The sequence below is a fragment of the Sorangium sp. So ce1504 genome (genome assembly GCF_051521635.1).
GTDB lineage: Bacteria > Myxococcota_A > Polyangia > Polyangiales > Polyangiaceae > Sorangium > Sorangium cellulosum_B.
On the sequence record NZ_CP150365.1, the window covers coordinates 11,433,000 to 11,458,280 of the forward strand.

Sequence of the window (25,281 nt, forward strand, 5' to 3'; positions counted from 1 at the left end):
TAACCGCGGCGGACCCATGGGACGAGGCCGTCAGGAAAACGTGTCGGCAACTCGCCGCGTCGCTCGCGCTCCACCGCCGTACGGTCCAAGCCGCATCGTTGATCCAGAGCCGCGCAGTCGGCCAGAACACACGAGTTGGGGTGGCGGTGCGCCCGTCATCGCGCATATAGTAAAGACCATGGGTGCGGCCAGGAGCAACGGTCAAGACCCCCTCATCGGCGCGACGATGGCCGATCGATACCGGATCATCTCGCTCATCGCGCGAGGGGGGATGGGCAGGGTCTACAGGGCAGAGCAGTTCGCGCTGGGCCGGGTCTGCGCCCTCAAGCTGCTCCTCCCCGATGAGCGCCTCGAGCAAGATCCGGAGTTCTTTCGACGCTTTTCGCGCGAGGCGGCGACCGCGGCGAGGCTCACCCACCCGAACTCCGTCACGGTCTTCGATTACGGCCGGGACGATCCGCGCGGGATCTACTTTATCGCCATGGAGTATATCGCCGGGCGCACGCTCCACCGCGTGCTCCACGACGAGGGCGCGCTCCCGGAGGCGCGCGCGGGCCGGATCGCGCGGCAGATCTGCCGCGCGCTCGCCGAGGCGCACGGCCTCGGCCTCGTGCACCGGGATCTCAAGCCGGGCAATGTGCTCCTCGTCGACCAGGAGGACGAGAAGGACTTCGTCAAGGTGCTCGACTTCGGCCTGGTCAAGGACGTCTCGGGGCGGCAGCTGGACGAGCTGACGCAGAGGGGCCTGTTCATCGGCTCTCCCAAGTACACCGCTCCGGAGCAGGCGATGGGCCACGAGCTCTCGCCGCGCGCGGACGTCTATGCGCTCGGCGTCCTGCTCTACGAGATGCTCTGCGGCAGGGCGCCGTTCGACAGGAAGGTGGCCTCGGCGACGCTCATGGCGCACGTCAGCGAGCCGCCGCCGCCGCTCGCCGATGGCGCTCAGGGCGCGCTCGTGTCGCCGGCGATGACGGCCATCGTGATGCGGTGTCTCGAGAAGAGCCCTGACAGGCGCTTCCAGTCGATGAGGGAGTGCCTCACCGCGCTGAAGAGCGCGGCGGGCGAGCCGACCGACGCCTCGCGGGCCTCGGTCCCGGACCGCCTGTCCCTGGCGCAGCCCCGGGGCGCGCTGCCCTCCGCGTCGTCGATCTCGGAGCTCCGCATCTCGGCCTTCTCGCCCTCTCCCAGCGAGCCGCTCGTGTCGCTTCGCCCGGCGCAGCTCGACTCGCTCTCTCCGCCGCAGGCCCCCGCGACCTTCAGCGGCTCCGTCGCCCCGCCCCGTCACGCGACCATGTCCCTCTACCTGGTCGCGCTCGTGGCGGCGATCGTCGGCGGGGGCCTGGTGCTGGCGCTCGGCTGGCGCAGGCCGGACGCCACGAGCACCCCTGCCGCCGTCCAGGCCGCCCCCATGCCCGTCGAGGCGTCAACGTCGACTACGTGTTCTCGCTCAAGCTCGTGCTGCCCTGATCGCTGGCAGCGCGGCCGGCCCTGAGCAAAGACCGTGGCCGAGAGGCAAACGACGACGTGAACGGTCATCGCAGAAAGGGGTCGGTTTGCGCGGGGCTGGTCCTCTGTCTCGCGGCGCTGCTCGGCTGCTCGCGAGAAGAGACCTCCCAGCCGGCCGCTGGGAGCGGGGTCACGCGGCCGGCGGCGCTGCGGGCCGAGCTCGAGCCGGCGCCGGAGGGCGGCGAGCTCGCCGCGCTGGTGCAGCAGGCGCGGGAGCGCGCGCGGCGGGAGGGCCGCGAGCTCGTCGTCTACGTGGGCGCGCCCTGGTGCGAGCCGTGCACGAGGTTTCACGACGCGGTGAAGGCCGGCCAGCTCGACGCGGTCCTGCCTGCCCTGCGCCTGCTGGAGTTCGACCTCGACCGCGATCGGGAGCGGCTCGCCGAGGCCGGCTACGCGTCGGAGATGATCCCGCTCTTCGTCGTGCCCGGCGAGGACGGCCGGGGAACGCCCCTCCGCATCGAGGGCTCGGTGAAGGGCGAGCGCGCGGTGGACGAGATCGTGCCCCGGCTCGCGGCCATCCTGAGCCGAGCGCGGGCCTCGGCGCGGTGATCCTCGAGGCGCGCCGGCCGCCCCGCCCGCGCGAGCGCCGCCGCGTCGCGGTGCGCGTCGTCTCGGTGGACGCGCGGAGGCTGCGGCACCATGGATGGGACCTCATGAGGACCACCGCCCTGCTGCTCGCAGCCGCCGCCGTGTCGCTCGCCGCGGGCTGCCGCAACGGCGCCGGCAGCGAGCCTGCCCAGCCCACGCCGAACGTCACGCCGATCGACACGCGCGCCTCCGCCGAGCCGGCAGCGGACGACGAGCCGCCCACGCCGCGGCCACCGAAGGAGGCCGATCCCACGAGCACCGACGCGTTCGAGGGCACCGCGGGCGCCACCGACAAGCCGCGCGCCGCCGCGAAGGTCGCGGTCCTGCGCGACGTACGGGCAGCCCGGCACGAGCACTACGACCGCGTCGTGTTCGAGTTCGAGGGGGACGCGGTGCCGGGCTACCACATCGACTACATCGACAAGCCGGTCCGCCAGTGCGGCTCGGGCGACGTGACGGAGATCGCGGGCGACGGATGGCTCGCGGTGCGGATGACCCCGGCGGCGGCGCACAACGACGCGGGGGCTCCCACGATCCCGTTCCGCGAGCGGAAGCTCGCGCTCGGCGTGGCGCGCGAGATCGAGCGGACGTGCGACTTCGAGGCCGAGGTGACCTGGGTGCTCGGGGTCTCGTCGCCGAACCGGTACCGCGTCCTCGAGCTGACCAAGCCGGCGCGGCTCGTCGTCGACGTGAAGCACTGAAGCCGCGTCCACGGCACCCCTGCGGCCCCCGCGCCGCGGGCGGGCCGCAGGGCGCGGCGCGCCTCCCGCCGCTCAGCCGTCCAGCGCGGGCCCCGGCTCGCCGTGGCGCGCCGGCGGCGGAGGCGCGTCGGCCGCCTTCGGCGGGGGCAGCCTCCGCGGCGGCACGACGATCTGCTTCGGCGGCGCGGCGGGGCCGCTGGACGGCCGCGGGATGTTGTAGACGCGCTTCGCCTGGATCGCCGTGGATCGAAGCCCGTTGGCCCGCTTGATCGCCTCCACGGTGGTGCCGTACTGCCGGGCCAGCGAGCCCAGGGTCTGCCCCTTCTTCGCGGTGTGGCGCACGTACTGCGACGTGGGCTTGATCGCCCCGCGCTTCACGAGCAGCGGATACGCACGCGCGGCCGACTTCTGCGCGATCGGGCTGTAGAACCGGACGTGGATGTGGTTCGCGTGCCCGCGGGCGTGGCGGACGAGCGGGCGCAGCTTCCTCGACCCGAGCTGGAAGACCTCGTCGAGCCAGTCCTTGTCCTCCCCGATCTTCAGCGCGTGCTCCTTGAGCAGCCGCTGCACGCTGCTGTCGATGAGGATGAGCTCCACGTCGGTCTCGGTGACGAGCGCCCGGACGAAGGCCCAGGTGCGCTCCCGATCGAGGTTCGCCGCCGTGGCCCGCTGGTACCAGCGGTGCCGGGCGTCGAGGAAATAGCTGATGTCGACGTCGCGCCCGGCCTGGTGGCTCTTGTGCGGCGAGAGGCGGCCGCCCTCCCGGGCGCTGATGTGCCCGATGTAGAGCTTCGGGCTCCCCGGGAACTGCCGGTGCACCTCGGCGATCGCCCGGTCGATCGCGTCGATCGTCTCGCGCGTCCCCCAGGCGTGGGCCGGATCGACGAGCTCCCACCGATCGCCCTCGGGCATCCGGACGCCGTTGAACAGCGCGCCCGCGTTGGTCGCGCCCAGCGACATCGGCCCGAGCGCCGCGGGGTCCTTAGAGAAAAGCTCCTCGATCTGGGCCTCGGTCATCGCCGAGAGCGGCGAGTGCGCCCTCGCCCCGGTGCCCGGATCCGCCGGCAGCTCCAGGCCGTCGTCGACCTCACCGCCGTCGTCGTCGACCTCGGCATCGTGGGCGTCCGCGAGCGCGGCCTCCTCCGCCGGCGTCCCGGGCGCGGGCGAAGGCGAGGCGCCGCGCTGCTCCGGGGACACCCCGGAGGCCACGCGCAGCAGGCTGTCCTTGGACCGCGCCGCCTCGGGCGCCCTCCCGGCGCAGCCCGCGAGGAGGAGGGCGCAGAGGACGGAAACCAAGCTGCTGCGCCCCATCGCGGGCCCACTATACTGACGCGAGGGAGCGACGCCAACCGCGGCCCCGCGCTCGCGTGCGGCGCGCTCCACGCGACGTGCGTTCAGCGTGAGCCCAGGTTACGGGGCGCCATGCGGCGTTGCGCGATGTTTTGCAGCGGCGCTCGCGTCCGCGCACGAGGACGTTGCCGCCGCCGCGCCGGCGGCTACATGCTGCCCTCGTGCAACCGTCCCAGCGGAGCGGCCGCCCCGATCGGGCGGCCCGGGGGGCAGCCGCGCCGGCGCCGACGCCGGGGCCGGACAACGCGCCGCGCCACGACGACCGCGGCGAGCGCACGGGCGGGACCGGTGAGCGGCAGCCGGGCGGTGGGGGCCAGCAGAAGCTCTTCTCGGCCCGGGAGGTGGCGGGCAACGGGGCGGCGACGGTCGAGGGAGAGGTCGTCCGCGTCACGTACGAGAGCGAGTCGAGCGGCTTCCGGGTGCTGCGGGTGGAGGTCACCCCCGGCGCCCCGCCGGAGGTCTGGGTCGGCGTGCTCCCGCCGGTCGGGCCGGGCACGCGCGTGCGCGCGACGGGGCGCTACGAGCGCGATCCCAAGCACGGCGAGCAGCTCAAGGTCGAGACCCTGCTGCCGATCGCCCCCGCCACGCTCGATGGGCTCGAGCGCTACCTCGGGTCCGGCATGGTGCAGGGCATCGGCCCGGCGTACGCGAAGCGGATCGTGGAGGCGTTCGGCGCGGAGACGCTGGAGATCCTCGACCGGTCGCCGGAGCGGCTCGCCGAGGTCCCCGGGCTCGGCCAGCGGCGCGCGCAGGCCGTCGCGAAGGCGTGGGCGGCGCAGCGGGCGATCGGGGCCATCATGATCTTCCTCCAGGCGCACGGCGCCTCTCCGGCGCTGGCGAGCCGCATCTACAAGCGGTTCGGCCCCCACGCGATCGACATCGTCTCCCGCTCCCCGTACCGGCTCGCGCTCGACGTGTGGGGCATCGGCTTCAAGACCGCCGACAGAATCGCGCGCTCGATCGGCGTCCGGGCCGACTCGCCGGAGCGGGCGCAGGCGGGCGTGCTGCAGACGCTGGTCGATCTGTCGACGCGCGGCCACACGCTGGCGGCGCGGCCGGAGCTCGCGGAGCTCGCCGCGGCGATGCTCGAGCGCGACGCCGCGGAGGTCGACAGCGCGATCGACGCGCTCGTGGCGAGCGGCCATGTGCGGGTCGAGACGCTAGAGACCGGCGAGGTGGCCGTCTATCCGAAGGACCTCCACGAGGCCGAGGTGCGGCTCGCCCGCCGGATGCGCTCCTTGCTGGGCGACGACGAGGACGACGCGGCGCCCGAGGCGCGCCTCGTGGAGGGCGTCGACGCGGCGATCGCCGCGTTCGAGGCGAAGACGCAGGTCTCGCTGGCGCCTGCACAGCGCGACGCCGTGGCGCAGGCGGCGCGGAACAAGGTGCTGGTCATCACGGGCGGCCCGGGCGTGGGCAAGACGACCATCGTCCGGGCCATCCTGGCGCTCTTCGACCGCGCCCGGCTCCCGGTGCGGCTCGCCGCGCCCACGGGCCGCGCCGCGAAGCGGATGAGCGAGGCGACGGGGCGCGAGGCCGTCACGCTCCACCGCCTGCTGGAGTTCGATCCCAAGCAGCGCAAGTTCGGCCGCCAGCGAGGCCGGCCGATCGAGGCGGGGGCCATCGTGGTCGACGAGGCGTCGATGCTCGATCTGGCGCTCGCCGACGCGCTCCTGCAGGCGACGTCCGACGCCGCGCGCCTCGTGCTGGTGGGCGACGTCGATCAGCTCCCGTCGGTGGGGCCGGGCGCGGTGCTGCGGGACGTGATCGCCTCCGGGGAGGTGCCCACGGCGCGGCTCACGCAGATCTTCCGCCAGGCCGAGGGCAGCCTGATCGTCCGGAACGCGCACCGGATCCACGACGGCGAGCCGCCGGAGGGCGCGCGCGGGCCCGGCGGCGAGTTCTACGTGATCGAGCGGATCGAGGCCGAGGCGGCGGCGGATCTGATCCTCCACCTCGTGACGGAGCGCATCGGCAAGGGGTTCGGGCTGGATCCGCGGCGCGACGTCCAGGTCCTGACGCCGATGCACAAGGGCGAGGCGGGGGCGATCACGCTGAACGCGCGGCTGCAGGCGGCGCTGAACCCCGAGGGTCCGAGCGTCACGCGCGGCGCGAGGACGTTACGGCTCGGCGACAAGGTGATGCAGCTCCGCAACGACTACGACCGCGAGGTGTACAATGGCGACGTCGGCTTCATCACGGACGTGAACACCGAGGAGCGGAAGCTCCAGGTGCGCTTCGACGATCGCGAGGTCAGCTACGAGGAAGCGGAGATCGACGAGCTGACGCTCGCCTACGCGACGAGCATCCACAAGAGCCAGGGGAGCGAGTATCCGGCGGTGATCGTGCCGATCCTCACCCAGCATTTCGTGATGCTGTCGCGCAACCTCATCTACACGGCGGTGACGCGCGGAAAGCGGCTCGTGGTGCTCGTGGCGGATCCGCGGGCCGTGTCGCTGGCGCTGGCGGAGACCCGCCGTGAGGAGCGCCGCACGCACCTCGCGGAGCGGCTGCGTCGCGGCGCGCCGGCGCGCGCTGGATCGGCGCGCACGCTCGAGGCACCCCTCGCCGCCGGCCCACGACTCGACTAGGACGGCGCGCGGCGAGGGAGAGGGCGAGCGAGATGGGCGTCCGAGACGGCGATAGCGACAGCGAGCACGACAGGGATCACACGAGCGACCGCGAGGCGGCGACGGCGACGCGAACCGCAGCGGCGCAGCCGGCTTCGAGCGCGGGAACCGCGGCGAGGTTCACGGTCGCGACGCGCGGATTCACGGGTGGAAGCGGCGGAAGCGGCGGACGCGGCGGACGCGCGTCTGACCCGAACGCGATGGCCGCGATGAGGCCGCGCGCGCTCCGAGCTCCCCCGTTGCCCGGCTGGGCCCTCCCTGCTAGCGTTCGCGCCCCTTCTACACGAACTACGGCCCCCATCATTACGGCGCGCAGGGTACCGGGGCGAGGCTGGGCGATGCCTGCGCCTCGGCGCGCGTGGGGGAGAGATCTCGGAGCATCGACGATGACGACCAACGGACAGCAGCAGGCGGGTGGGCTCAACATCACCGGAGGGGCGGCGATCGTCGCGCCCGTGAGCGCGTTTCCGAACGGCGTGCCGGGGAACGCGCTCATCGTCATCCCGATGAACAAGCCGACCGACGAGCTGAAGGGCCTGCTCGAGCAGGGTCCCGCGGCGGTGACCCTCGAGCAGATGTGGCAGCTCCTCGGCTTCAACGGGCCGGCGGTGCAGGTGCAGGACGATCAGGGGCGCCCGATCGCGATCGGCCTGGAGGACCTGCTCGCGGGGCTCGAGAAGCACTGGACCGAGCAGCCTGACGACCTGAACCGCGGGCGCATCTACGCGCAGGAGCTCCTCAAGCACAACCGGCTGGCGCGCGCCGAGCAGGTGCTCTCGAAGGTGGTCGCGAAGGGCGGCACGGGCGACGACTGGCTCGCGCTCGGCATCGCGCAGCTCTCGCAGGACAAGCACGACAAGGCCGAGGGGACGCTGAAGGGCGCGCAGAACCTGCTCAAGGACAACCCCTACCCCTCGCTGCACCTCGCGAAGCTCTACCAGGCGAAGAAGGACGACGCGAAGGAGCGCGAGTTCATCGAGAAGGCGCTCGCGATCGACGTGGACTGTATCGACGCGTGGGCCTACCTCTTCCAGTACGAGAAGCAGCGCGGCGACGAGGCGAGCGCGGTCGCCGCGATCGAGAAGTTCTCGGCCGACAAGAAGACGGCCGCGCCGTACATCGCGATCCAGGGCTTCTACGCGGCCAACGAGGAGACGCGGGACAAGGCGGTCGAGTACGCCAAGAAGGCGGTCGCGCAGAACCCGGACAACCCGCTGGCGCTGCTCTGCCTGTCGGCGCTCTACGGGCAGAAGAACGACCTCGAGGCGGTGGTCCGCCTGCTCCAGCCGCACGAGGCGAAGATGAGCCGCGACGTGCGCCTGGCGAACAACTACTTCGAGGCGCTGTTCCAGTCGCGCCAGCTCGAGAAGGTGACCAAGCTGCTGAATGCCCTCGCGGGCTCTCCGAACAAGGAGGTCAAGCAGTTCGCCATCGAGCGGTCGCGCGCGGTCGCTCAGTATCTGCAGCAGCAGCAGCAGCAGCTCGCCGCGGCGGCCCAGCCGGCGCAGCGCAAGGCCTGACGCGCAGCAAGGCGTGGGGGGGCGCTGGCGCTGAGCGGCGCTCCTCCGCTGCCCTCGGCGCTCCCCGTCTGCCGGCGCTCAGCGACCGAAGGCGCGGCGGATGGCTTCGGCGATGCCGCCGCCCACCAGGCCGTCGGCGTTCAGGCGATCCGTCGCCGCCTGCTTCACCTGCTCGGGCGCCTGCGCCATGGCGAACGATCGCCCCGCCACCTCGAACATCGGCACGTCGTTGAGCCAGTCGCCGACGACGACCACGTCCGACAGCTCGCAGCCGTGGTGCTCCGCGAGCCACGCGATCGCCGTGCCCTTCGTCGGCCCAGCGGCCCGGACCATCATCGCGAAGAGGCTCGTCTGGTCGTCCCTCATGAGGGGGAACGAGACGACGAAGGCCGCTTCACCGAGCTCGGCTCGGACCTCCTCGACGGCCCCCGCGACCTGGAGCTCGGTCCCGAGCGCGACCAGCGCGAGCAGGCCGTGGTCGTGCTCCCAGTACGGGTGCGACGAGACGCGCTCGACCTCGGCGATGGCGTGCGACCAGCCCCGGACATAGTGGACGTGCGGCGCGCCGGTCGCGTCGTGGACGATGCTGTCCTGCGCGAAGAGGAACGACGCCGTCGCGTGTCGCTCGGTGATCGAGCGCAGGAGGGACGCCTCGGCGCCGGAGATCGTGCGCGAGTACAGGTGCGCGTCGCCCTCGGTGTGCACGATGTGGCTGCCGTCGACGCACGCGATGGGGCCGAGCACGCCGATCCGCCGCGCGACCTCGCGCGTCCCCGAGTACAGGCGCCCGGTCGCGATCGAGACCGGGACGCCGGCATCCTGGAGCCGCTGGATGGCGCGGAGGTCCTCGTCGTGGATGGACCCATCACGACGGACGAGGGTCCCGTCGACGTCGAGGGCGAGGAGCTTGTAGGTCGTCACCGCGCTTGAGTAGCTCGGAAGCGCGTGGAGCGCAGCAGGCGGGACGGGATGGGACGGTTCAGGACGCCCTCCCGGTGAGGAAGGCTCAGGAAGCCGGGTAGACCGACACCTGCTTCTTGGTGTTGGACTTCCACTCGTACGTGACGACGCCGTCGACGAGGGCGAAGAGCGTGAAGTCGCGGCCGGTGCCGACGTTGTGGCCGGCGTGGATCGAGGAGCCGACCTGCCGGACCAGGATGTTGCCAGCGCGCACGGGCGCCCCGGCATACACCTTGACCCCACGGCGCTGTGCGCTTGAGTCGCGGCCGTTCCTGGAGGAGCCGCCGCCTTTTTTGTGAGCCATCTCTACTTCTCCTGCTAGGCGGTGATGCCGGTGATCTTGAGCTCGGTGTACGGCTGGCGATGGCCGTTCTTGCGGCGGTAGTTCTTCCGCCGCCTGAACTTGAAGACCACGATCTTCTTGCCGCGGTCCTGCCCGGTGATCTCGGCGGCGACGGAAGCGCCGCTCACGAGGGGCTTGCCAACCTTGGGAGAGTCACCGCCGACGAGGAGCACCTCGCTGAAGGTGACCTTGTCACCGGCATTGCCGACAAGCTTCTCAACCCGGAGCTTCTGACCTTCGGCGACCCGATACTGCTTGCCGCCCGTCTTGATGACCGCGTACATGGTGCGTCTTCCTCAACCTGGGGACCGCGATCCCTCGCCATACCCACGCAAATGGCCCTCGTTCGGAGGACCCGGTGAGCGAGGGAGCGGCAGTATACGGACCTTCTCCGGCTTGGCAAGTGGTTCGCAGCGGCGTCGCCCAGGTTCTTCGCCGGAGCGACGCCCGCGGCCTCCGGGCGTGGGCAAGGCCCTGGAAAGCCCCTGGCAAAGCGCAGCCCGGACCGCGCGCCCGGTCGCGGCGCGGGTTGCGCTCGTCGCTCGTCGCGTACCGCGCGCCTGTTTCGCCCTCACGCCTTGGTGAAGACGAACTTCTCGTCGACCACGTCGACCTGCATCGTCTGGCCGGGCTGGTACCCGCCGGCGAGGATGGTCTCGGCGAGCGGGTTCTGGAGCTCGCGCAGGATCGCCCGCTTCAGCGGGCGAGCGCCGAGGCTCGGCTCGTAACCGAGGTCGACGAGCCGGGCCTTCGCGGCGTCCGTGAGGGAGAGGCGGATGTCCTTGTCCGTGAGCAGCTGCTCCAGCCGACGGAGCTGGATGTCGACGATGCCCCGGAGGTCCTCCTTGCTGAGCGCCTTGAAGACGACGATATCGTCGACCCGGTTCAGGAACTCGGGGCGGAAGAACCCGCGCAGCTCCTCGAGCAGGACGTCGCGGATCGCCTCGCGCCCGTCCTCCGTGGTCCAGAGCTTGGCGTCGGTCTCGAGCACGCGCTTCGACCCGATGTTCGAGGTCATGATGACGACCGTGTTCGAGAAGTCGGCGAGCCGCCCGCGGCCGTCGGTGAGCCGGCCGTCGTCGAGGATCTGGAGCAGCAGGTTGAACACGTCCGCGTGCGCCTTCTCGACCTCGTCGAACAGGAGCACGCTGTACGGCCGGCGCCGGGCGGCCTCGGTGAGGAAGCCACCCTGCTCGCTGTCCGCGTAGCCCGGGGGCGCCCCGATCAGGCGCTGGGCCATGTGGCGCTCCATGAACTCGCTCATGTCCATGCGCGTCAGCGCCTGCTCGTCGTCGAACAGGAACTCGGCGAGCGCCTTCGCGAGCTCCGTCTTGCCGACGCCGCTCGGACCGAGGAACAGGAACGAGCCGATCGGCTTGCCCGGATCGCGCAGGCCGACGCGCCCGCGGCGCACCGCCTTCGCGATCGCGCGCACCGCCTCATCCTGACCCACCACCCGCTGCGCGAGCCGCGCCTCCATCTTGAGGAGCTTCTCGGCCTCGCCCTCGAGCATCTTGGCCACCGGGATGCCGGTCCAGTCGTTGAGCGTCGCCGCCACGTCCGACTCGGCGACGACGTTCGAGGTCGGCGCGACCCCCTCCCGCTGCGCGGCCTCCTCCGCGGCCTGGAGCCGCCGCCTGATCTCCGGGAGCGTGACGTGCTCGAGCTCGCCGATCTTGGCGAACGCCTTGTCGCGCTGGGCAGCCTTCAAGGCCTCCGTCGCGGCGACGAGCTCCCGGCGAATGGCCTGGCACGCCGCGATGACGCCGCGGCGCGACGCGTTGCGGCTGCGCATCGACGACGCTTTCGGCTCGATCTCCGCGAGCTCCGCCTCCAGGCGCGTGCGGGTCTGGACGCTGAGCTTGTCGTCGTCGTCCGCGAGCGCGGCGATCTGGGCGCGGAGCGCGTCGACACGCCGGGTCAGCGTGTCGAGCTCGGCCGGCACGCCGTCGACCTCCACCCGCTTGCGGGCGGACGTCTCGTCGAGCAGGTCCACCGCCGTGTCGGGGAGCGCGCGATCCGAGATGTACCGCTTGGCCAGCGCGACCGCCGAGGTGATGGCGCTCTCCCCCACCCGGACGCGGTGGTGGGCCTCGTACTTCGTGGCGATCCCGCGCAGGATCTCCGTCGCCTGATCGATGCTCGGCGCCTCCAGCGTGATCGTCGAGAACCGCCGGATGATCCCGGGATCGCGCTCGTTGATCTTGCGCACGCCCTCGGGCGTCGTCGTGGCGATGATCCGGATCTCCCCGCGCGACAGGAGCGGCTTCAGGAGCTCGCCCACGCCGGCGCCCTGCACCCCTTGGCCGAAGAGCGCGTCGAGATCCTCGACGACGAGGATGCTCTCCGCGTCCTGCTCGCCGCGCAGCCGATCGACCAGGACCTTGAGGCGCTGCTCGATCTCCCCGCGGAGCTTCGCCCCGGCGACGAGCGCGCCGGTGTCGAGCTCGTAGAGGTGGGCGCCCGCGAGGTTCGTGGGCACGTCGCCGTGCGCGATCCGGTCGGCCAGGCCCCGGATGAGCGCGGTCTTGCCCACGCCGGGCTCGCCGACGATGAGGGGGTGGTTCTTGAACCGCCGCTCGAGGATCTGCAGCAAGCGGCGCGCCTCGACGTCACGGCCGATGACCGGGTCGAACCGCCCTTCGCGCGCGTCCGCGACGAGGTCCCGCGTGTAGGGCGCGGGTTGACCCGGCTCGGCCGCGTTGGCCGGCGCGGGCGAGGGCTCCCGCGAGGCCGCCTCCAGCGCCCCGAGGTGCGGCCGGAACGCTCCCGGACCGATGCCGAACGAAGAGAGGATCTCCCCGGCAGGCCCGCGGATCTCCTGGGCGAGCGCGTGCAACAGGTGCTCGATGCCCACGTTCTGCGACTTGTCCCGGGTCGCCTCCCGCTCGGCGCGCCCGAGCAGATCGAGCAGGCGAGGGCTCACGTACGCAACACCGCTGCTGCCCGCCCTGGACAGCTTCTTCAGGGCGTTCTCGGCGAGCTGGAGCACCTCGTTCGGGTCGGCGCCCGCCCGCCGAAAGACCTCGGACACGCCCCGATCGCGCTCCAGCAACCTCATGAGCAGGTGCAGCGGCGTGACCTCCGCGTGCTGGCGCTCGTCCGCGATCTGCTGTGCGCCGGCGACGACCTGCTTCGCGTCGCCGGTATAGCGATCGAGGTGAATCGTGCCCTCTTTCTCGGCCATGCGCGCAGCCTACCGCAAGGTGGAGCCCTGTGCGCTTGCATCTTTGGCCTGCCCGGGAAAGGAAAGAGGACGAGATGCCCATGCAAGCAGCCGAAGTCACCATCTACGTCACCGACTACTGCCCATACTGCGCCATGGCGAAGCGCCTGCTGACGCAGAAGCAGGCGCGCTTCACGGAGATCAACGTGGAGAACCGCGATGACCTCCGCGCCTGGCTGGTCAAGGCCTCCGGGCAGCGGACGGTTCCTCAGATCTTCATCAATGGAGCCAGCATCGGCGGATTCAGCGACCTCTCGGCCCTGGACAAGGAGGGGGGGCTCGATCCGCGCCTCGGCGAGGCGCCGAGCGCAGACGCACCTCCCATGCCGCGCTGAGGCGGATGAGGGTGGCAGAGGTACGACGGAGAATCCTCGTCGGACGCACCCCTCGGGCCCCGCCGGCGAAGGTGCACCCCGGCGTGAGGAGGTGATAAGCTGCCGCGCGGGGACGGGGCGCAGCTTTCTTTGATGCGGTTCGTCCAAAGGGCTTCACGGGCTTCATCCGCTTCCCCCACGTCGAACCGCCATGCCTAGCAGCACCGACACCACCGCCGCAGCGACCCAGCTGGTCGAGGGGGCGCTCGTCGGAAAGCGGGTTCAGAAGTACGAAATCGTACGGACGATCGGGCGTGGCGGGATGGGCACGGTCTACGAGGCGGTGAATACCGCCATCGGCAAGCGCGTCGCGATGAAGTTCGTCGACGCCGATCTCGCGCAGAACAAGGACGCGGTGGCACGGTTCCACCGCGAGGCGCAGGCGGCGAGCGCCGTGGAGAGCGCGCACATCGTCGAGATCTTCGACGCCGGCTTCGCCGACGACATCCCCTTCCTCGTCATGGAGCTGCTCCGCGGCGAGGATCTGGGCCACCGCATCCGGCGCTGCGGCAGGCTCGATCTCGGCGAGGCGCTCCACGTGACCGCGCAGCTCCTCCGCGGCCTCCACCGCGCCCACGAGGCGGGCATCGTCCACCGCGACCTCAAGCCGGACAACGTCTTCCTGGTCGACCGCGACGACGACCCGAACTTCGCCAAGATCCTGGACTTCGGCATCTCGAAGGTGCGCCGCGCCGACGGCGCTCCGGCCCACACGTTGACCCGGCAGGGCACGGTGCTCGGAACGCCGTTCTACATGTCGCCGGAGCAGGCGCAGGCGATGCCCGACGTGGACGGCAGGACCGATCTCTGGGCCGTCGGCGCGATCCTCTACGAGTGCCTCACGGGACACCCGCCGCACAGCGGCAGCTCGTACGAGCAGGTGATCGTCAACATCTGCATGAAGGACGCCCTCGACGTGCGGATGAGCAACCCGGCCGTCCCCGAGCCGATCGCGCGCGTGATCGCGAAGGCGCTCACGCGGGACAGGGACGCGAGGTTCTCCTCCGCGCGAGATTTCCTCGATGCGCTGGTCGCCGGCGCCGGCGGGCTCCTTGCGTCACGGCGCAGCTCGAGCGACGAGCTCGGAGCGCACACGACGAGCGCTCCTGGCGCCCTCGGGCAGACGCCGGCGAAGCAGAGGCCGGGGGATCCGAGCATCGGGCTGGATCCGACGCTCGAGGTGCACGGGAGCGGCTCGAAGGTGGGCTGGTCGAGCAGCGGGCCCACGGGCGCGCGCGGCCCGCGGCGGCTCGCGTTCGCCGCGGTGGCGCTGATCGCGCTGGTTGGCGGGCTCGCCGGCGCTGTCCTTCACGCGCGCCGCTCGCCGGAGGCGCGCACGGTGGCCACCGCGCCTGCGCTGCCCACCCAGGTCTCGGTCGAGCTCCGGACGAACGCCGAGGGCGCCCTCTTCACCGTCGACGGCGCGGCGCTGGCCGACCGCACGCTGCGCGGCCGCACGGGCGAGACGAAGCGTGTGCGGATCGAGGCCTCCGGCTACACGCCCGTGGACAAGGAGGTGACGCTCCAGGACGGCAGCTCCCCGATCGACGTCCTGCTCCACCCGCTGCCGGCGGTGACACCGGCGCCGCCTGCGGCCGAGGCCGCGACCGCGGCGCCCGCCCCGGCGCTTAAAGCCGAGCCGATCCCGAAGAAGGCGACGGCGCTCCCCTTCGCGGCGCGCCCCAGGGGCACGGGCGCCGGGGCGAAGGCCGCCGGTCCGGCGCAGGCCGCCCCGGTGATCGCGACGCCGAAGCCGGCGGGGGTCGCGGCTGGTTTGCAGCTCAAGGTCGACTGAGGCGGGATTGGGCAGATCACACGGACGACTCACGCTGGCGCTCTGCGCGGCGACGCTCGGCCTGGCCGTGCAGCTCTCGCCGGCGCTCGCGCAGGTCGAGCCGTACCGGCAGCACATGGAGAACGGCATCAAGCTGTTCCAGGACAGGAACTACCGGGCCGCGGTCGTCGAGTTCGAGGCGGCCTACAAGGAGAAGCCGAAGGCCAGCCCCCTGTTCAACATCGCGCTCGCCGAGAAGGCCCTCTTCAACTACCCGAGGGCCATCGCGGCGCTCGAGCGCGCGCTCGCGCAGCACCGCGACACGATGGATGAGGGCGACGAGAAGACGGCGCGCAGCGCCATCGAGGAGATGCGCGCGCTCCTCGCCCATCTCACGATCGAGCTCAGCCCACAGACCGCCACGCTGATCATCGACGGCGAGGAACAGCCCCCCTCGTCCTCGGGGACGCGGGTCGTGGAGCTCGGGCCGGGGGTGCACCGCATCGGCGCGCGCGCCGAGGGGCACGCGAGCGCTGACGAGAGCGTCACCGTGGTGAGCGGCGAGCGCGACAAGAAGGTGAAGCTCGCGCTGGTCCCGGACAGGGCCCCCGCGACCCCGGCGGCGCAGCCGTTCACGCCGCCCCTGCCCCCTCCGCCGAAGCCGGTGCCCCTCTCGCTCCCGCCGCAGGGCTACTATGTGATCGGCGCCGCGTCGTTGCTCTGGCCGCTCGGCCACCCGCGAGCCTTCCCGGCGCCGGAGGCGAACAGCGGGGGGGCTGGCTCGATCCGGGTCGGATACCGCGTGAACACCCCCGCGGCGTTCGACGTGATGCTCCAGTACGCGAACATCGCGACCGGCTCGGACGACCCCGCTTACCCGAACGCCAGTTACACGCTCGGCTCGACGCGCCTCGGGCTGAACGTCCGCCTGATGACCCCTGGGCAGACCTGGCGGTTCGTGGGCTCGATCGGGGGCGGTCTCACCTACGATTCCGTGAAGTTCGACAGCATCAAGACGCAGGACGGAGACATCTGCAATGGCCTGTGCCAGAAGGCCGCCGGGGTGAACGCGTTCGTGTTCTCCGAGGTGGGCGCCGAGCTGGACCTCGGCGGCGTGCTCCTCGGGTTCTCGCTCGACAGCTACTTCCAGTCGTCGCGCGGCATCAGCTACAAGAACCGCGACGAGGACGACGTCACGCTCTACTCGGCCGTGCTGCTGCAGCTGGGAGGCAGCTTGCACGCCGGCTATGCGTTCTGGTGATCGGCCTCTGCCGATCCCGGCCGCTCGTTCCATCCTTGTTCTGCCGCTTGACGGATGTATCCTCGCACGCCCTCGCGGCGAGTCGTCGAGGGTTCGCCGCGCTCTCCAGCGGGGAGCGTGGGCCGGGGATCGGCTGCTGCCGTCCTCTTCAATAATCATGTCAGCCGGGGATCGGCTGCCGCCGTTCCCTTCAACGTCAGCCGGGGATCGGCTGCCGCCGTCCCCTTCAACGTCAGCCGGGGATCGGCTGCCGCCGTCCCCTCAAGGGGTGACCATGTCGCAGGATGCCATCACGTCGTTGCTCAAGGAGACGCGCCGGTTCGAGCCGCCGGCCGAGTTCTCGCGTCGTGCGCGCGTCGGCGCGCAGGCGACCTACGAGGCGCTCTACCGCGAGAGCATCGAGCAGCCGGACGCGTTCTGGCGCCGGGAGACGAGCGACCTCGTGTTCCGCACGCCGTGGACCACGACCAGCGACTGGTCCTTGCCGCACGCCAAGTGGTTCCTCGGCGCCACCCTCAACGTCACGGAGAGCTGCCTCGATCGACACCTGACGACGGCCACCAAGAACAAGGCCGCCATCATCTGGGAAGGTGAGCACGGCGCCACGCGCACGCTGACCTACGCCCAGCTCCACCGCGAGACGCTGCTGCTCGCCAACGCGCTCAAGCGGCTGGGCATCGAGAAGGGGGACCGGGTCGCGATCTACATGGGCATGGTCCCCGAGGTCGCCGTGGCGATGCTCGCGTGCGCGCGCCTCGGCGCGGTGCACACCGTCGTGTTCGGCGGCTTCGCCGCGGACGCGCTCCGCGACCGCATCCACGACAGCCAGGCCAAGCTCGTCATCACGCAGGACGGCGCGTACCGGCGCGGGCAGGTCGTGCCGCTGAAGGCGACCGTCGACAAGGCGCTCGCGCAGCCGGAGGCGAAGAGCGCGACGCGCGTCGTCGTGTACCAGCACCTCGGCAAGGAGCGCTGCGAGGTGCAGATGACGGAGGGCCGCGACGTCTTCTGGCACGACCTGCTCGCCGGGGCCGCCCCGGCCTGCGAGCCGACGGTCGTCGACGCCGAGCACCCGCTCTTCATCCTCTACACGAGCGGCTCGACCGGGAAGCCCAAGGGGGTGCTGCACACGACCGCCGGCTACCTGGTGGGCGCGCACGTCACGACGAAGTACGTCTTCGATCTGCGCGACGACGACGTCTACTGGTGCACCGCCGACGTCGGCTGGGTGACGGGCCACAGCTACATCGTGTACGGCCCGCTCTCGAACGGCGCGACGTGCCTCATGTACGAAGGCGCCCCGAACTTCCCCGACTGGGGCCGCTTCTGGCGGCTGATCGAGAAGCACGGGGTCACCATCCTCTACACCGCCCCCACGGCCATCCGCGCCTTCATGCGGCAGGGCGACGAGTGGCCCGCGAAGAGCGATCTGTCGAGCCTCAGGCTCCTCGGCTCGGTCGGCGAGCCGATCAACCCCGAGGCGTGGGTCTGGTACCACCGGACCATCGGCGGCGGCCGCTGCCCGATCGTGGACACCTGGTGGCAGACGGAGACGGGCTCGATCATGATGACCACGCTGCCCGGCGCGTCGTCCTCGAAGCCGGGGTCGACCGGGCTGCCGATGTTCGGCGTCGTGCCCGAGGTCGTGACGAAGGACGGCAAGCCCGTCGCGGCGGGCGAGGGCGGGCTGCTCGTCCTGAAGCAGGCGTGGCCGTCGATGCTGCGCACGGTGTGGGGCGACGACGAGCGCTTCCGCAAAACATACTTCAGCGACATCGAGGGCTGCTACTTCACCGGCGACGGCGCGCGCCGCGACGAGGACGGCTACTTCTGGGTCGTCGGCCGCATCGACGACGTGCTGAACGTGGCCGGCCACCGCATCGGGACGGCCGAGATCGAGAGCGCGCTCGTGTCTCACCCCTCCGTCGCAGAGGCGGCCGCGGTCGGTCGCCCGGACGACCTCAAGGGGCAGGCGCTCGTGGTGTTCGTCTCGCTCCGGCCGGGGGTGAAGGCCGGGCCGGAGCTCCAGGCAAAGCTCGGCGAGCACGTCGCCAAGGAGATCGGCAAGTTCGCGCGCCCCGACGCGATCCGCTTCGCGGACGCCCTGCCGAAGACCCGCAGCGGCAAGATCATGCGCCGGCTCCTGAAGGACGTCGCCGCTGGTCGAGAGCTGACCGGCGATACCTCGACGCTCGAGGACCTGAGCGTCATGGCGAAGCTCCGCCAGCAAGAAGAGGAGTGAGCCCCGCGGCGGCGCAGGGGCGCGGCCGTGCCCCTGCGACCGACGCGAGGACACCGCGCGCGACGGGGCGGCGCCTGCTCCTCGGCGAAGGGGAGGAGAACCCACGGAAGAGCTCGATCCTGCGGCTCTTCCGCCGCGCTCGGCCCCGGGAAGAGCGACGGCGGCCCACGACCGGCATCCGGCGGCTTACGGTCGGATCACCTCGTTCGCGCCGGAGAATTTGATCCTCTGCATCGGCGCGGAGGATACTCTGCGGCGAGGGCGCGCTTGGAGCTCGAAGCTGGAACCGTCGTTGCGAACCGGTATCGCATCATCCGCCAGCTCGGCCGCGGCGGCATGGGCGAGGTGTTCGCCGCGGAGAACATCCGCACCGGCCGTCAGGTGGCGATCAAGCTCCTGCGCGCGGAGTCGAAGGCCAAGTCGTCCGCGGCCGAGCGGTTCCGGCGCGAGGCGCGCGCCGCGGGATCCATCAACAGCGATCACGTCACCGAGATCCTCGACGTCGAGGAGGACCCCGAGCACGGCATCGTCCTCGTGTTCGAGCTGCTCGAGGGCGAGTCGCTGATCGATCGGCTGAAGCGGACGGGACCGATCGATTTCGAGGAGCTTCACCCGATCATCGAGCAGGTCTGGATGGGGCTCGCCGACGCGCACCGCGCGGGGATCATCCACCGCGATCTGAAGCCGTCGAACGTGTACATCGAGGCGCGCCCCGACGGGTCGAAGCGGGTCAAGATCCTCGACTTCGGCATCTCCAAGCTGCCGAAGGAGATGGGAGCAGAGACCCTGACCGAGATGGGCCAGAGCCTGGGCACGTTCTCGTTCATGCCGCCCGAGCAGATCGGCAAGGCGAAGACGGTCGACCACCGCGCGGACATCTACGCCTGCGCCACGATGATTTACCAGTCGATGAGCGGCCAGCTGCCTTACCAGGCGCGCAACCTGCTCATCATGGTCGAGATGAAGCAGAAGACCGCCGCGCGGACGCTGGCCGAGGCGATGGATGGGCCCGTCGACCCGCGGCTCGAGGCGTTCCTCGCGAAGGGGCTGGCGCGGGAGCCCGCGGACCGCTTCCAGAGCGCGCTCGAGGGGCTCACCGCCTGGCGGGAGCTGCGGCCCGCGAGGAGCTCCAGCCATCCGGTCAGCGGCTCACCCATCTCCACGCTGCCGGCAAGCAGCGCCTCCGGCCATGCGCGCAGCTCGCCCATCCCGCCAGCGCACCAGAGCTACAAGCCCCCGTCCTCCGGCGCGGTCAAGCTCCCGGTGCCGCCGGTCGACCCCATCTTGATCCGCACGGCGACCGACCCGGGGGCGCAACCGCGGGTCGAGGCCGTGCGCCCGCACGGCGAGCCTGAGCGGGCGGCCCACCCCCTCGTGGAGCCGCCGCTCACGCAGAACGAGGGCCAGCTCCCGCCGTACATGCCTGGCGGGCGCGCGCCGGGCGTACAGACGGCGGTGGCGCCCGTCCAATGGACCGGCCCGAACGGCACCATGGTGCTCAACAACGTGGCCCGAGAGCTCGTGCCCCCGCTCGTGTCCCCCCCCGTGACGCCGCGGACGCTCCCGGATTTCTCCGAGGACAGCTCGGGCGGGTCGACGACCGGCCAGGGTCCGACGCTCGTCTACAAACCCGTGCGGCCAAGCATGGGCTCGGCGAGCCTGGGGCCCACCACCGCCGGTGAGCCAGAGCCGATCGAGCAGCGGCCTCCGGCGCCGCCGCCAGCGCGAACGCTTCGAACCATCGTCTATGTGCTCGCGGCGATCCTGTTCGCCGTCGTGGGCTTCCTCCTCATGGGGTATGCCCTCGAGTACCTGGACATGCCGAAATAGGCCGCGCGCAGCGGCTCCGCGTCGGACGTGCCGCTCTCCGACGCGCGAGCGCGCGGCGGCCGGCGCGGCTCACAGCACCGCGTCCGCGGCGCGGCCCTGGGCGGGTGAGCGCCCGGCGGGCAGCACGATCCGGAACCGCGTTCCCCCCGCCTCGCGCGGCTCGCACGAGATCGTGCCGCCGTGCGCCTCGATGATGTCCCGCGTGACCGCGAGCCCGAGCCCCGTACCGCGCTGCTTCGTCGTGAAGAAGGGGTCGAAGATCGACGCGCGCAGCTCCTCCGGCACGCCGGGGCCCGTGTCGTCGACCGCGATGGTCGCGGCGCCGCTCGAGAAGCTGACGCTCACGACGATCTCGCCGCCCTTCGGCATCGCCTCGCGCGCGTTGCGGAGCAAATTCAGGAGCGCCTGACGGATCTGCGACTCGTCGAGGAGGAGCTCGGGCCCCGCCTCCTCCACCTCGACGCGAACCGCGACGCCGGCGCGGTCGAGCTCGGGCCTCACGAACGCCACCAGCTCCTGCACCAGGTCGTCCACCCGCTCTGGCTCCAGGCGCGGGCGGGGGCGGCGGGCGACGCTGAGGTACTGCTCCGCGATGCGAGACAGGCGGTCCACCTCGGCCCGGATGGCGGTGACGAGCTGCGCCGACTCCTTCATCACCGGCCTGAGCTCCGCGTCAGGGGTGTCCGCGGCGGAGGCGCGCGCCACCTCCTCCTCGAGCAGCTCGAGGTTCAGCCCGATCGACGACAGCGGGTTCCTGATCTCGTGCGTGACGTGCGCGGCCATCTTCCCGATCGCCGCCAGCCGCTCGGCGTTCACGAGCTCGGCGCGCGCGCGGCGGATCGCGGCGACCATGTCCTCGAACGTCGTCGCGAGCTCGCCGATCTCGTCGTTCGTCGCGAGCGCCTGCTTCGGGGTGAGGTCGCCGCGCGCGACGGCGTTGGCCCGCTCGGTGACCGCGGTCAGCGGGGCGAGCACCCGCCGCGCGTACAGCGACATCATCACGCCGACGAGGAGCGTCAGCACGCCCAGCCCGAGGAGCAGGTGCATCGAGCGCTCCTCGCGCAGCTCCGCCTCGTCGGTGAGGCTCTGCATTTGCCCCTCGACGCGGCTCCTGATCGCCCGTAGCCGCTGCGCGCCCTCGACCTCTCGCTTGACCAGCTCGTCGCGCGTGCGCTCGGCGAGGTCGCGGTCGCCGACGGCGAGCGCCTGGAAGAGCTGGGCGAACCGCTCCGGGCTGGCGCCGACGAGCCGCTCGATCGCCGCCACCTCGGCCGCGACCTCGTCGCTGAACCGGCGGACGCCGGACGACGCGGCCGCCTGCCCGACGCTGGCGTCCCCGCCGGTCGCCTTCTCATCGGCGCCGGCGAGCGCCCGGGCGGCGTCCTTGACGATCGAGAACGCGAGCGGACGGGTCCGCCTCGCGGTCTCGATCCACTCGCGCACGTCCCCCGGGTTCTTCGCGGCGGTGATGTGGTTGAGCTGGGCGTTGAAGACGTTCTGCTCGGCCAGGACCTCGCCGATGCGGAGCAGCAGCGGGACGTACCCGGCGCGCAGCAGCTGGGCGTCGCGCGAGGCCGCCCGCAGCGCCTGGACGCTCCAGCCGACGGTCAGCGCGAACGCGGCGAGCACAACGAGGTAGCTCGCGAGGAGCCTCCCCGCGACCGTGCGCCGCTTCTGGGGCGCGCGCTCCTCCGACCCCGCGGCGCCGCCGCGCGCCTCGTCCGCGGCTGGCGGCGGCGCGGTCATCGCGGCGCGACGGCCCGCGCGACGAGGCTCGCGAGGTCCTCCGCCGGCTCGCCCCGCGTCCTGAACCGCTGGAGGCTCTGCGCGCAGTGCGTCACGAGCAGCCCGCCGCCGAGCGCGCGGTGCTCCGCGATCCTGGCGTCGGCGATGGCGGCGGACGACGCGGGACGCGTGGCGGGCAGCAGGCCGCCGCCGCCGCTGCAGTCGGCGAGCTCGCGGCGGTGGATGAACTCCTCCGGCGGGCGCCCCGTGATGCGGGCGAGGATCTCCCGGGGCGCGTCGTAGCGATCGAGGCCGCGCCCGAGCTGGCAGGGATCGTGGTAGCGCACCCGCCGCTCCGACGCCGATCGCTGCAGCCTGTCGAGCGACGAGCGCGCGAGATCGACGAACAGCTCCGGGGCCTTCACGCTCACCCCCGCGCGCGGGTACTCGACGCGCACGGCGCGCGCGCACCCGGGATCGACGGCGACGAAGCGCCCCCCGGGGGCGACCTCCGCGGCGAGCCGCCGCGCGGCGGCCTCGAAGCCCGGACGATCGCCGGCGTACAGGAGCGGCAACCCGCAGCAGGCGCGCACCGGGCGGGTCGGGGCGCCCGCCAGCGCTTCGGTCGCGTCGAGCGCGTCGCGGGCCACGTCCGGCGCGTGGCGCTCGTAGCCGCAGCCGAGCAGCACGTGGACCGCGTCAGGCGCGGCCACGGCCGATCGAGAGCGCGCGTCGAGCTCACCGGCGCGGTCCTCCTCGCGGGCCGAAAAGCGCTTTGCCACGCGCCTGGCCCCCTCCGGCGCGAGATCGCGCGCGAAGAGCTCCGCGCGCGCATCCGTCAGCACGGTGGCCACCTCGTTCTTGTGATCGCAGCGCTCGCGGCACCCGAAGCACGCGGAGCACGCCCAGGCAGGATCCGCGTGGCCTTCGTCGAGCGGCACGTCGCCGCGCGCGGCGAAGTACGCCATCGACATCTTCCCCCACGGCGTCACCGTCTCGTTGGCCTCGACGTTCGACACGGGGCAGGCGGCGCGGGAGAGCTTGGGGCAGTAGACGCACTTCTCGAGCGACGTCCGGTGCGGCTCGAGGAGCTTCAGGCGGAGCTGGGACACCGTTCGAGTCTCTCCATCGGGTGCGCCTCGCGCAAGCGGCGGGAGCGCGTCAGGCGTCCGAGCCGTTGCTGGACGAGCGTCGGCCCCGCTCGTTCACGGGGGTGACGGCGGGAGCTGAGCCCGCCGGCCTGCGGCGGGGGATGCCCTCGTGGACGACCGGCGCGACGCTCGCGCGCGCCTTGGTCGCCGAGCTGCCGTCCGTCGACACCAGCTGGGGCTGCCCCCCTGCGGTCCCGGGAGACCGCGACGGCGCGCTCTCCTGGGGCAGGCGGATGGTGAACTTCGCGCCCTTGTCGGACGACGCGACCGTGATCGTCCCGGCGTGCTCATCGACGATCTTCTTCACGATCGCGAGCCCGAGGCCGGTGCCGCCGCGCTTGCCGGAGGTGACGAACGACTGGAAGAGGCGGCCCTGGATCTCCTTGGGGATCCCCTTCCCGGTGTCCGCGACGCAGATCGCGAGGTCGCCCCCGTCGCGGTAGGCGCGGATCGTCACCGTGCCCCCGCCTGGCCGCATCGCCTCGACCGCGTTGCGGACCAGGTTGTGCAGGAGCCGCGTCATCTTCGCCTCGTCGAACCGCGCGGTCCCTCGGTCGTCGAGCTCCAGGGAGAGCGAGACGCCGGTCCCGGCGAGCTCGTGCTCCAGCTGCTTCTCGATGTCGCCGAAGAACTTGGTCAAGTAGACCTTGCGCACGAGGATGCTCCGCTCGCCGCGCGCGAACTCCAGCACCTCGCGCTGCATCGCGCTGATGACGTCGAACTGCTTGAGGATCAGCCGCGCGTGGTCCTCCCTCGTCGCCGCGTCGGGAGCGCCGGCCATGAGCTGGACGTAACCGCTGATCACCGTGAGCGGCGTGCGCATGTCGTGCATCACGCCCGAGAGCAAGCGCCCGATCGTGGTGAGCCGCTCGCTCTGCTCCCGCTCGAGGCGCGACCGGAACAGGCGCAGCGCGGTCGACGCGTTCGCCGACACGAGCCGCAGCAGCGCGCGATCGTCCTTCGAGAAGCCGTGGGGGTTCCTGGAGTTGTAGAGGGCCATGGAGCCGATCGGCACCGCGTCCTCGCCCTCGAGCGGCACGGCGATCGCCGTCCTGAGCTCCGCGCCGACGAGCTGGGCGAGCCGCGGCGACACGAGCGTGTCGTCCGGATCCCGGCCCCCGCCCTCGCGCGAGAAGCACACCGCCTCGTTGTTCACCATGGCGCGCCCGACCACCCCTTCGCCGCGGCGCATCGCGATGCGCTTCACCGCCGGCCACGGGGCGGCCCCGACCACGACGCCGTCCGGCTCCTCTCCGAGGGCGGGCGCGCGGGGCGGCGCGCCGCCCCCGTCGAACGCCGTGAGATCGAAGAAGTAGAGGAACAGCCCGCCCTCGATCTCGTCGACGAGCATCCCCCCCGCCCGCGCCTTGCACGCCCTGCCGGCCTCCGTGATGACCGCGCGCGCGAGGTCCTCCATCGTGGTCGCGCGGCCCATCGCGCTCTCGAGGTCGAAGAGCAGCTTGAGGTCGCTCACGCGATGCTCGAGTTGCTCCTTGGTCTCCACGAGCTGCGTGTTCTTCTGGATCACCGAGAGGAACAGCCGCGAGTTGTCGATCGAGACGGCCGCCTGCGTCGCCAGCGCGCTCAGGAGCTCCTCGTCGTGGACCGAGAACTCCCCTTCCCCGTGCTTGTTCAGGACCTGGATGACCCCGATGGTCCGGCCGACGTGGTTCTTCATCGGCGCGGCGAGGATCGAGCGGGTGCGGTACCCCGTGACCTCGTCCCAGTCGCGCTGGAACCGGCGATCCCGGTAGGCGTCCTTCACGCGGACGGTGCGCCCCATCTTGGCGACGTGGCCCGCGATCCCCGCGCCGACGGGCAGCTCGATCGCGCGCGCCTCCTCGCCGATGATGATGCGCGACAAAAGCCGCTGCCGCTGCTCGTCGAGCAGGTAGAGGGTGGCTCGGTCCGCGTCGAGCAGCTCGGTGATCTTGTTCAGGATCAGCGCGAGGAGCTGGTCGAGATCCAGGGTGCTGCCAAGGGCCAGCCCGACATCCCGGAGCGCCCGCACCGTCTTGTCGGCGTGGGCGAGGCGCGCCTCGAGCTCCTTTACGCGAGCCTGCAGCGCCTTCGTGCGTTGTTCCGCCTTCGCGGTCACCA

At 71.8% G+C, this 25,281-nt stretch carries 18 protein-coding genes; 10 read left to right on the forward strand and 8 right to left on the reverse strand.

Annotated elements, in window-relative coordinates:
- Positions 1–178: 178 nt before the first annotated feature.
- The 3 genes from WMF39_RS43030 (at position 179) to WMF39_RS43040 (ending at position 2,795) form a co-directional block, all read left to right on the forward strand.
- Positions 179–1,492 carry a serine/threonine-protein kinase gene (locus tag WMF39_RS43030; RefSeq protein ID WP_437742247.1) on the forward strand — a complete coding sequence of 438 codons (1,314 nt, stop codon included), beginning with the start codon at positions 179–181 and terminating at the stop codon, positions 1,490–1,492.
- A gap of 32 nt (positions 1,493–1,524) precedes the next feature.
- Complete coding sequence (locus WMF39_RS43035; protein ID WP_437742248.1) at positions 1,525–2,055, forward strand: thioredoxin; 531 nt, start codon at positions 1,525–1,527, stop codon at positions 2,053–2,055.
- Between the two features lie 104 nt (positions 2,056–2,159).
- On the forward strand, positions 2,160–2,795 hold the full coding sequence (locus WMF39_RS43040) for an AMIN-like domain-containing (lipo)protein (protein ID WP_437742249.1): 636 nt from the start codon (positions 2,160–2,162) through the stop codon (positions 2,793–2,795).
- A 72-nt stretch (positions 2,796–2,867) separates the two neighbouring features.
- Here WMF39_RS43040 and WMF39_RS43045 read toward each other — a convergent pair whose 3' ends face one another.
- Entirely contained in the window at positions 2,868–4,106 is a 1,239-nt protein-coding gene (locus WMF39_RS43045; protein WP_437742250.1) for a LysM peptidoglycan-binding domain-containing protein, read from the reverse strand.
- Between the two features lie 200 nt (positions 4,107–4,306).
- Here WMF39_RS43045 and recD2 point away from each other — a divergent pair, with 200 nt between their 5' ends.
- Both recD2 and WMF39_RS43055 read left to right on the forward strand, forming a co-directional pair.
- Positions 4,307–6,736, forward strand: coding sequence for an SF1B family DNA helicase RecD2 (recD2, locus tag WMF39_RS43050; protein ID WP_437742251.1), 2,430 nt, complete (start codon positions 4,307–4,309; stop codon positions 6,734–6,736).
- Between the two features lie 425 nt (positions 6,737–7,161).
- Complete coding sequence (locus WMF39_RS43055) at positions 7,162–8,295, forward strand: tetratricopeptide repeat protein (protein ID WP_437742252.1); 1,134 nt, start codon at positions 7,162–7,164, stop codon at positions 8,293–8,295.
- A gap of 78 nt (positions 8,296–8,373) precedes the next feature.
- Here the strand turns inward: WMF39_RS43055 and WMF39_RS43060 are convergent, their stop codons facing one another.
- From WMF39_RS43060 to WMF39_RS43075, 4 genes are all read right to left on the reverse strand, one after another.
- A complete protein-coding gene (locus WMF39_RS43060; protein ID WP_437742253.1) occupies positions 8,374–9,216 on the reverse strand; it encodes an HAD family hydrolase in 843 nt (280 codons plus the stop codon).
- A gap of 85 nt (positions 9,217–9,301) precedes the next feature.
- The gene (gene rpmA / locus WMF39_RS43065; protein WP_272102141.1) at positions 9,302–9,559 is read right to left on the reverse strand and encodes a 50S ribosomal protein L27; all 258 of its coding nucleotides are present in this window, start codon (positions 9,557–9,559) and stop codon (positions 9,302–9,304) included.
- A gap of 14 nt (positions 9,560–9,573) precedes the next feature.
- Positions 9,574–9,882, reverse strand: a complete 309-nt coding sequence (gene rplU, locus WMF39_RS43070; protein ID WP_437712533.1) for a 50S ribosomal protein L21 — start codon at positions 9,880–9,882, stop codon at positions 9,574–9,576.
- A gap of 287 nt (positions 9,883–10,169) precedes the next feature.
- Positions 10,170–12,785 (reverse strand): ATP-dependent Clp protease ATP-binding subunit, encoded by a 2,616-nt coding sequence (locus WMF39_RS43075; protein WP_437742254.1) that lies wholly within the window; start codon positions 12,783–12,785, stop codon positions 10,170–10,172.
- 80 nt (positions 12,786–12,865) lie between these two features.
- Here WMF39_RS43075 and grxC point away from each other — a divergent pair, with 80 nt between their 5' ends.
- From grxC to WMF39_RS43100, 5 genes are all read left to right on the forward strand, one after another.
- A complete protein-coding gene (gene grxC / locus WMF39_RS43080; RefSeq protein ID WP_044966993.1) occupies positions 12,866–13,159 on the forward strand; it encodes a glutaredoxin 3 in 294 nt (97 codons plus the stop codon).
- Between the two features lie 190 nt (positions 13,160–13,349).
- Positions 13,350–14,993 carry a serine/threonine-protein kinase gene (locus WMF39_RS43085; RefSeq protein WP_437742255.1) on the forward strand — a complete coding sequence of 548 codons (1,644 nt, stop codon included), beginning with the start codon at positions 13,350–13,352 and terminating at the stop codon, positions 14,991–14,993.
- Positions 14,994–15,000: 7 nt separating this feature from the next.
- Positions 15,001–16,233, forward strand: a complete 1,233-nt coding sequence (locus WMF39_RS43090; protein ID WP_437742256.1) for a hypothetical protein — start codon at positions 15,001–15,003, stop codon at positions 16,231–16,233.
- Between the two features lie 274 nt (positions 16,234–16,507).
- Positions 16,508–18,475, forward strand: coding sequence for an acetate--CoA ligase (acs, locus tag WMF39_RS43095; RefSeq protein WP_437742257.1), 1,968 nt, complete (start codon positions 16,508–16,510; stop codon positions 18,473–18,475).
- 267 nt (positions 18,476–18,742) lie between these two features.
- On the forward strand, positions 18,743–20,305 hold the full coding sequence (locus tag WMF39_RS43100; protein ID WP_437742258.1) for a serine/threonine protein kinase: 1,563 nt from the start codon (positions 18,743–18,745) through the stop codon (positions 20,303–20,305).
- Between the two features lie 69 nt (positions 20,306–20,374).
- On the opposite strand, the gene WMF39_RS43105 is transcribed toward WMF39_RS43100, so the two are convergent.
- Genes WMF39_RS43105 through WMF39_RS43115 form a run of 3 tightly spaced genes read right to left on the reverse strand, consistent with a single transcriptional unit; the run spans position 20,375 to position 25,279 of the window.
- Entirely contained in the window at positions 20,375–22,051 is a 1,677-nt protein-coding gene (locus WMF39_RS43105) for an ATP-binding protein (RefSeq protein ID WP_437742259.1), read from the reverse strand.
- Positions 22,048–23,142 (reverse strand): (Fe-S)-binding protein, encoded by a 1,095-nt coding sequence (locus WMF39_RS43110; RefSeq protein ID WP_437742260.1) that lies wholly within the window; start codon positions 23,140–23,142, stop codon positions 22,048–22,050. Before WMF39_RS43110 ends, WMF39_RS43105 begins: the two co-directional genes overlap by 4 nt.
- Before the next feature lie 49 nt (positions 23,143–23,191).
- Complete coding sequence (locus WMF39_RS43115; RefSeq protein WP_437742261.1) at positions 23,192–25,279, reverse strand: GAF domain-containing protein; 2,088 nt, start codon at positions 25,277–25,279, stop codon at positions 23,192–23,194.
- Positions 25,280–25,281: the final 2 nt, after the last annotated feature.

What these genes read in the sequence shown, in the direction of transcription:
- WMF39_RS43030 (WP_437742247.1), top strand. Translation starts at nt 179, where the DNA reads ATGGGTGCGGCCAGGAGCAACGGTCAAGACCCCCTCATCGGCGCGACG.
- WMF39_RS43040 (WP_437742249.1), top strand. Translation starts at nt 2,160, where the DNA reads ATGAGGACCACCGCCCTGCTGCTCGCAGCCGCCGCCGTGTCGCTCGCC.
- WMF39_RS43045 (WP_437742250.1), bottom strand. Translation starts at nt 4,106, where the DNA reads ATGGGGCGCAGCAGCTTGGTTTCCGTCCTCTGCGCCCTCCTCCTCGCG.
- WMF39_RS43055 (WP_437742252.1), top strand. Translation starts at nt 7,162, where the DNA reads ATGACGACCAACGGACAGCAGCAGGCGGGTGGGCTCAACATCACCGGA.
- rpmA (WP_272102141.1), bottom strand. Translation starts at nt 9,559, where the DNA reads ATGGCTCACAAAAAAGGCGGCGGCTCCTCCAGGAACGGCCGCGACTCA.
- rplU (WP_437712533.1), bottom strand. Translation starts at nt 9,882, where the DNA reads ATGTACGCGGTCATCAAGACGGGCGGCAAGCAGTATCGGGTCGCCGAA.
- WMF39_RS43075 (WP_437742254.1), bottom strand. Translation starts at nt 12,785, where the DNA reads ATGGCCGAGAAAGAGGGCACGATTCACCTCGATCGCTATACCGGCGAC.
- grxC (WP_044966993.1), top strand. Translation starts at nt 12,866, where the DNA reads ATGCAAGCAGCCGAAGTCACCATCTACGTCACCGACTACTGCCCATAC.
- WMF39_RS43085 (WP_437742255.1), top strand. Translation starts at nt 13,350, where the DNA reads ATGCCTAGCAGCACCGACACCACCGCCGCAGCGACCCAGCTGGTCGAG.
- acs (WP_437742257.1), top strand. Translation starts at nt 16,508, where the DNA reads ATGTCGCAGGATGCCATCACGTCGTTGCTCAAGGAGACGCGCCGGTTC.
- WMF39_RS43105 (WP_437742259.1), bottom strand. Translation starts at nt 22,051, where the DNA reads ATGACCGCGCCGCCGCCAGCCGCGGACGAGGCGCGCGGCGGCGCCGCG.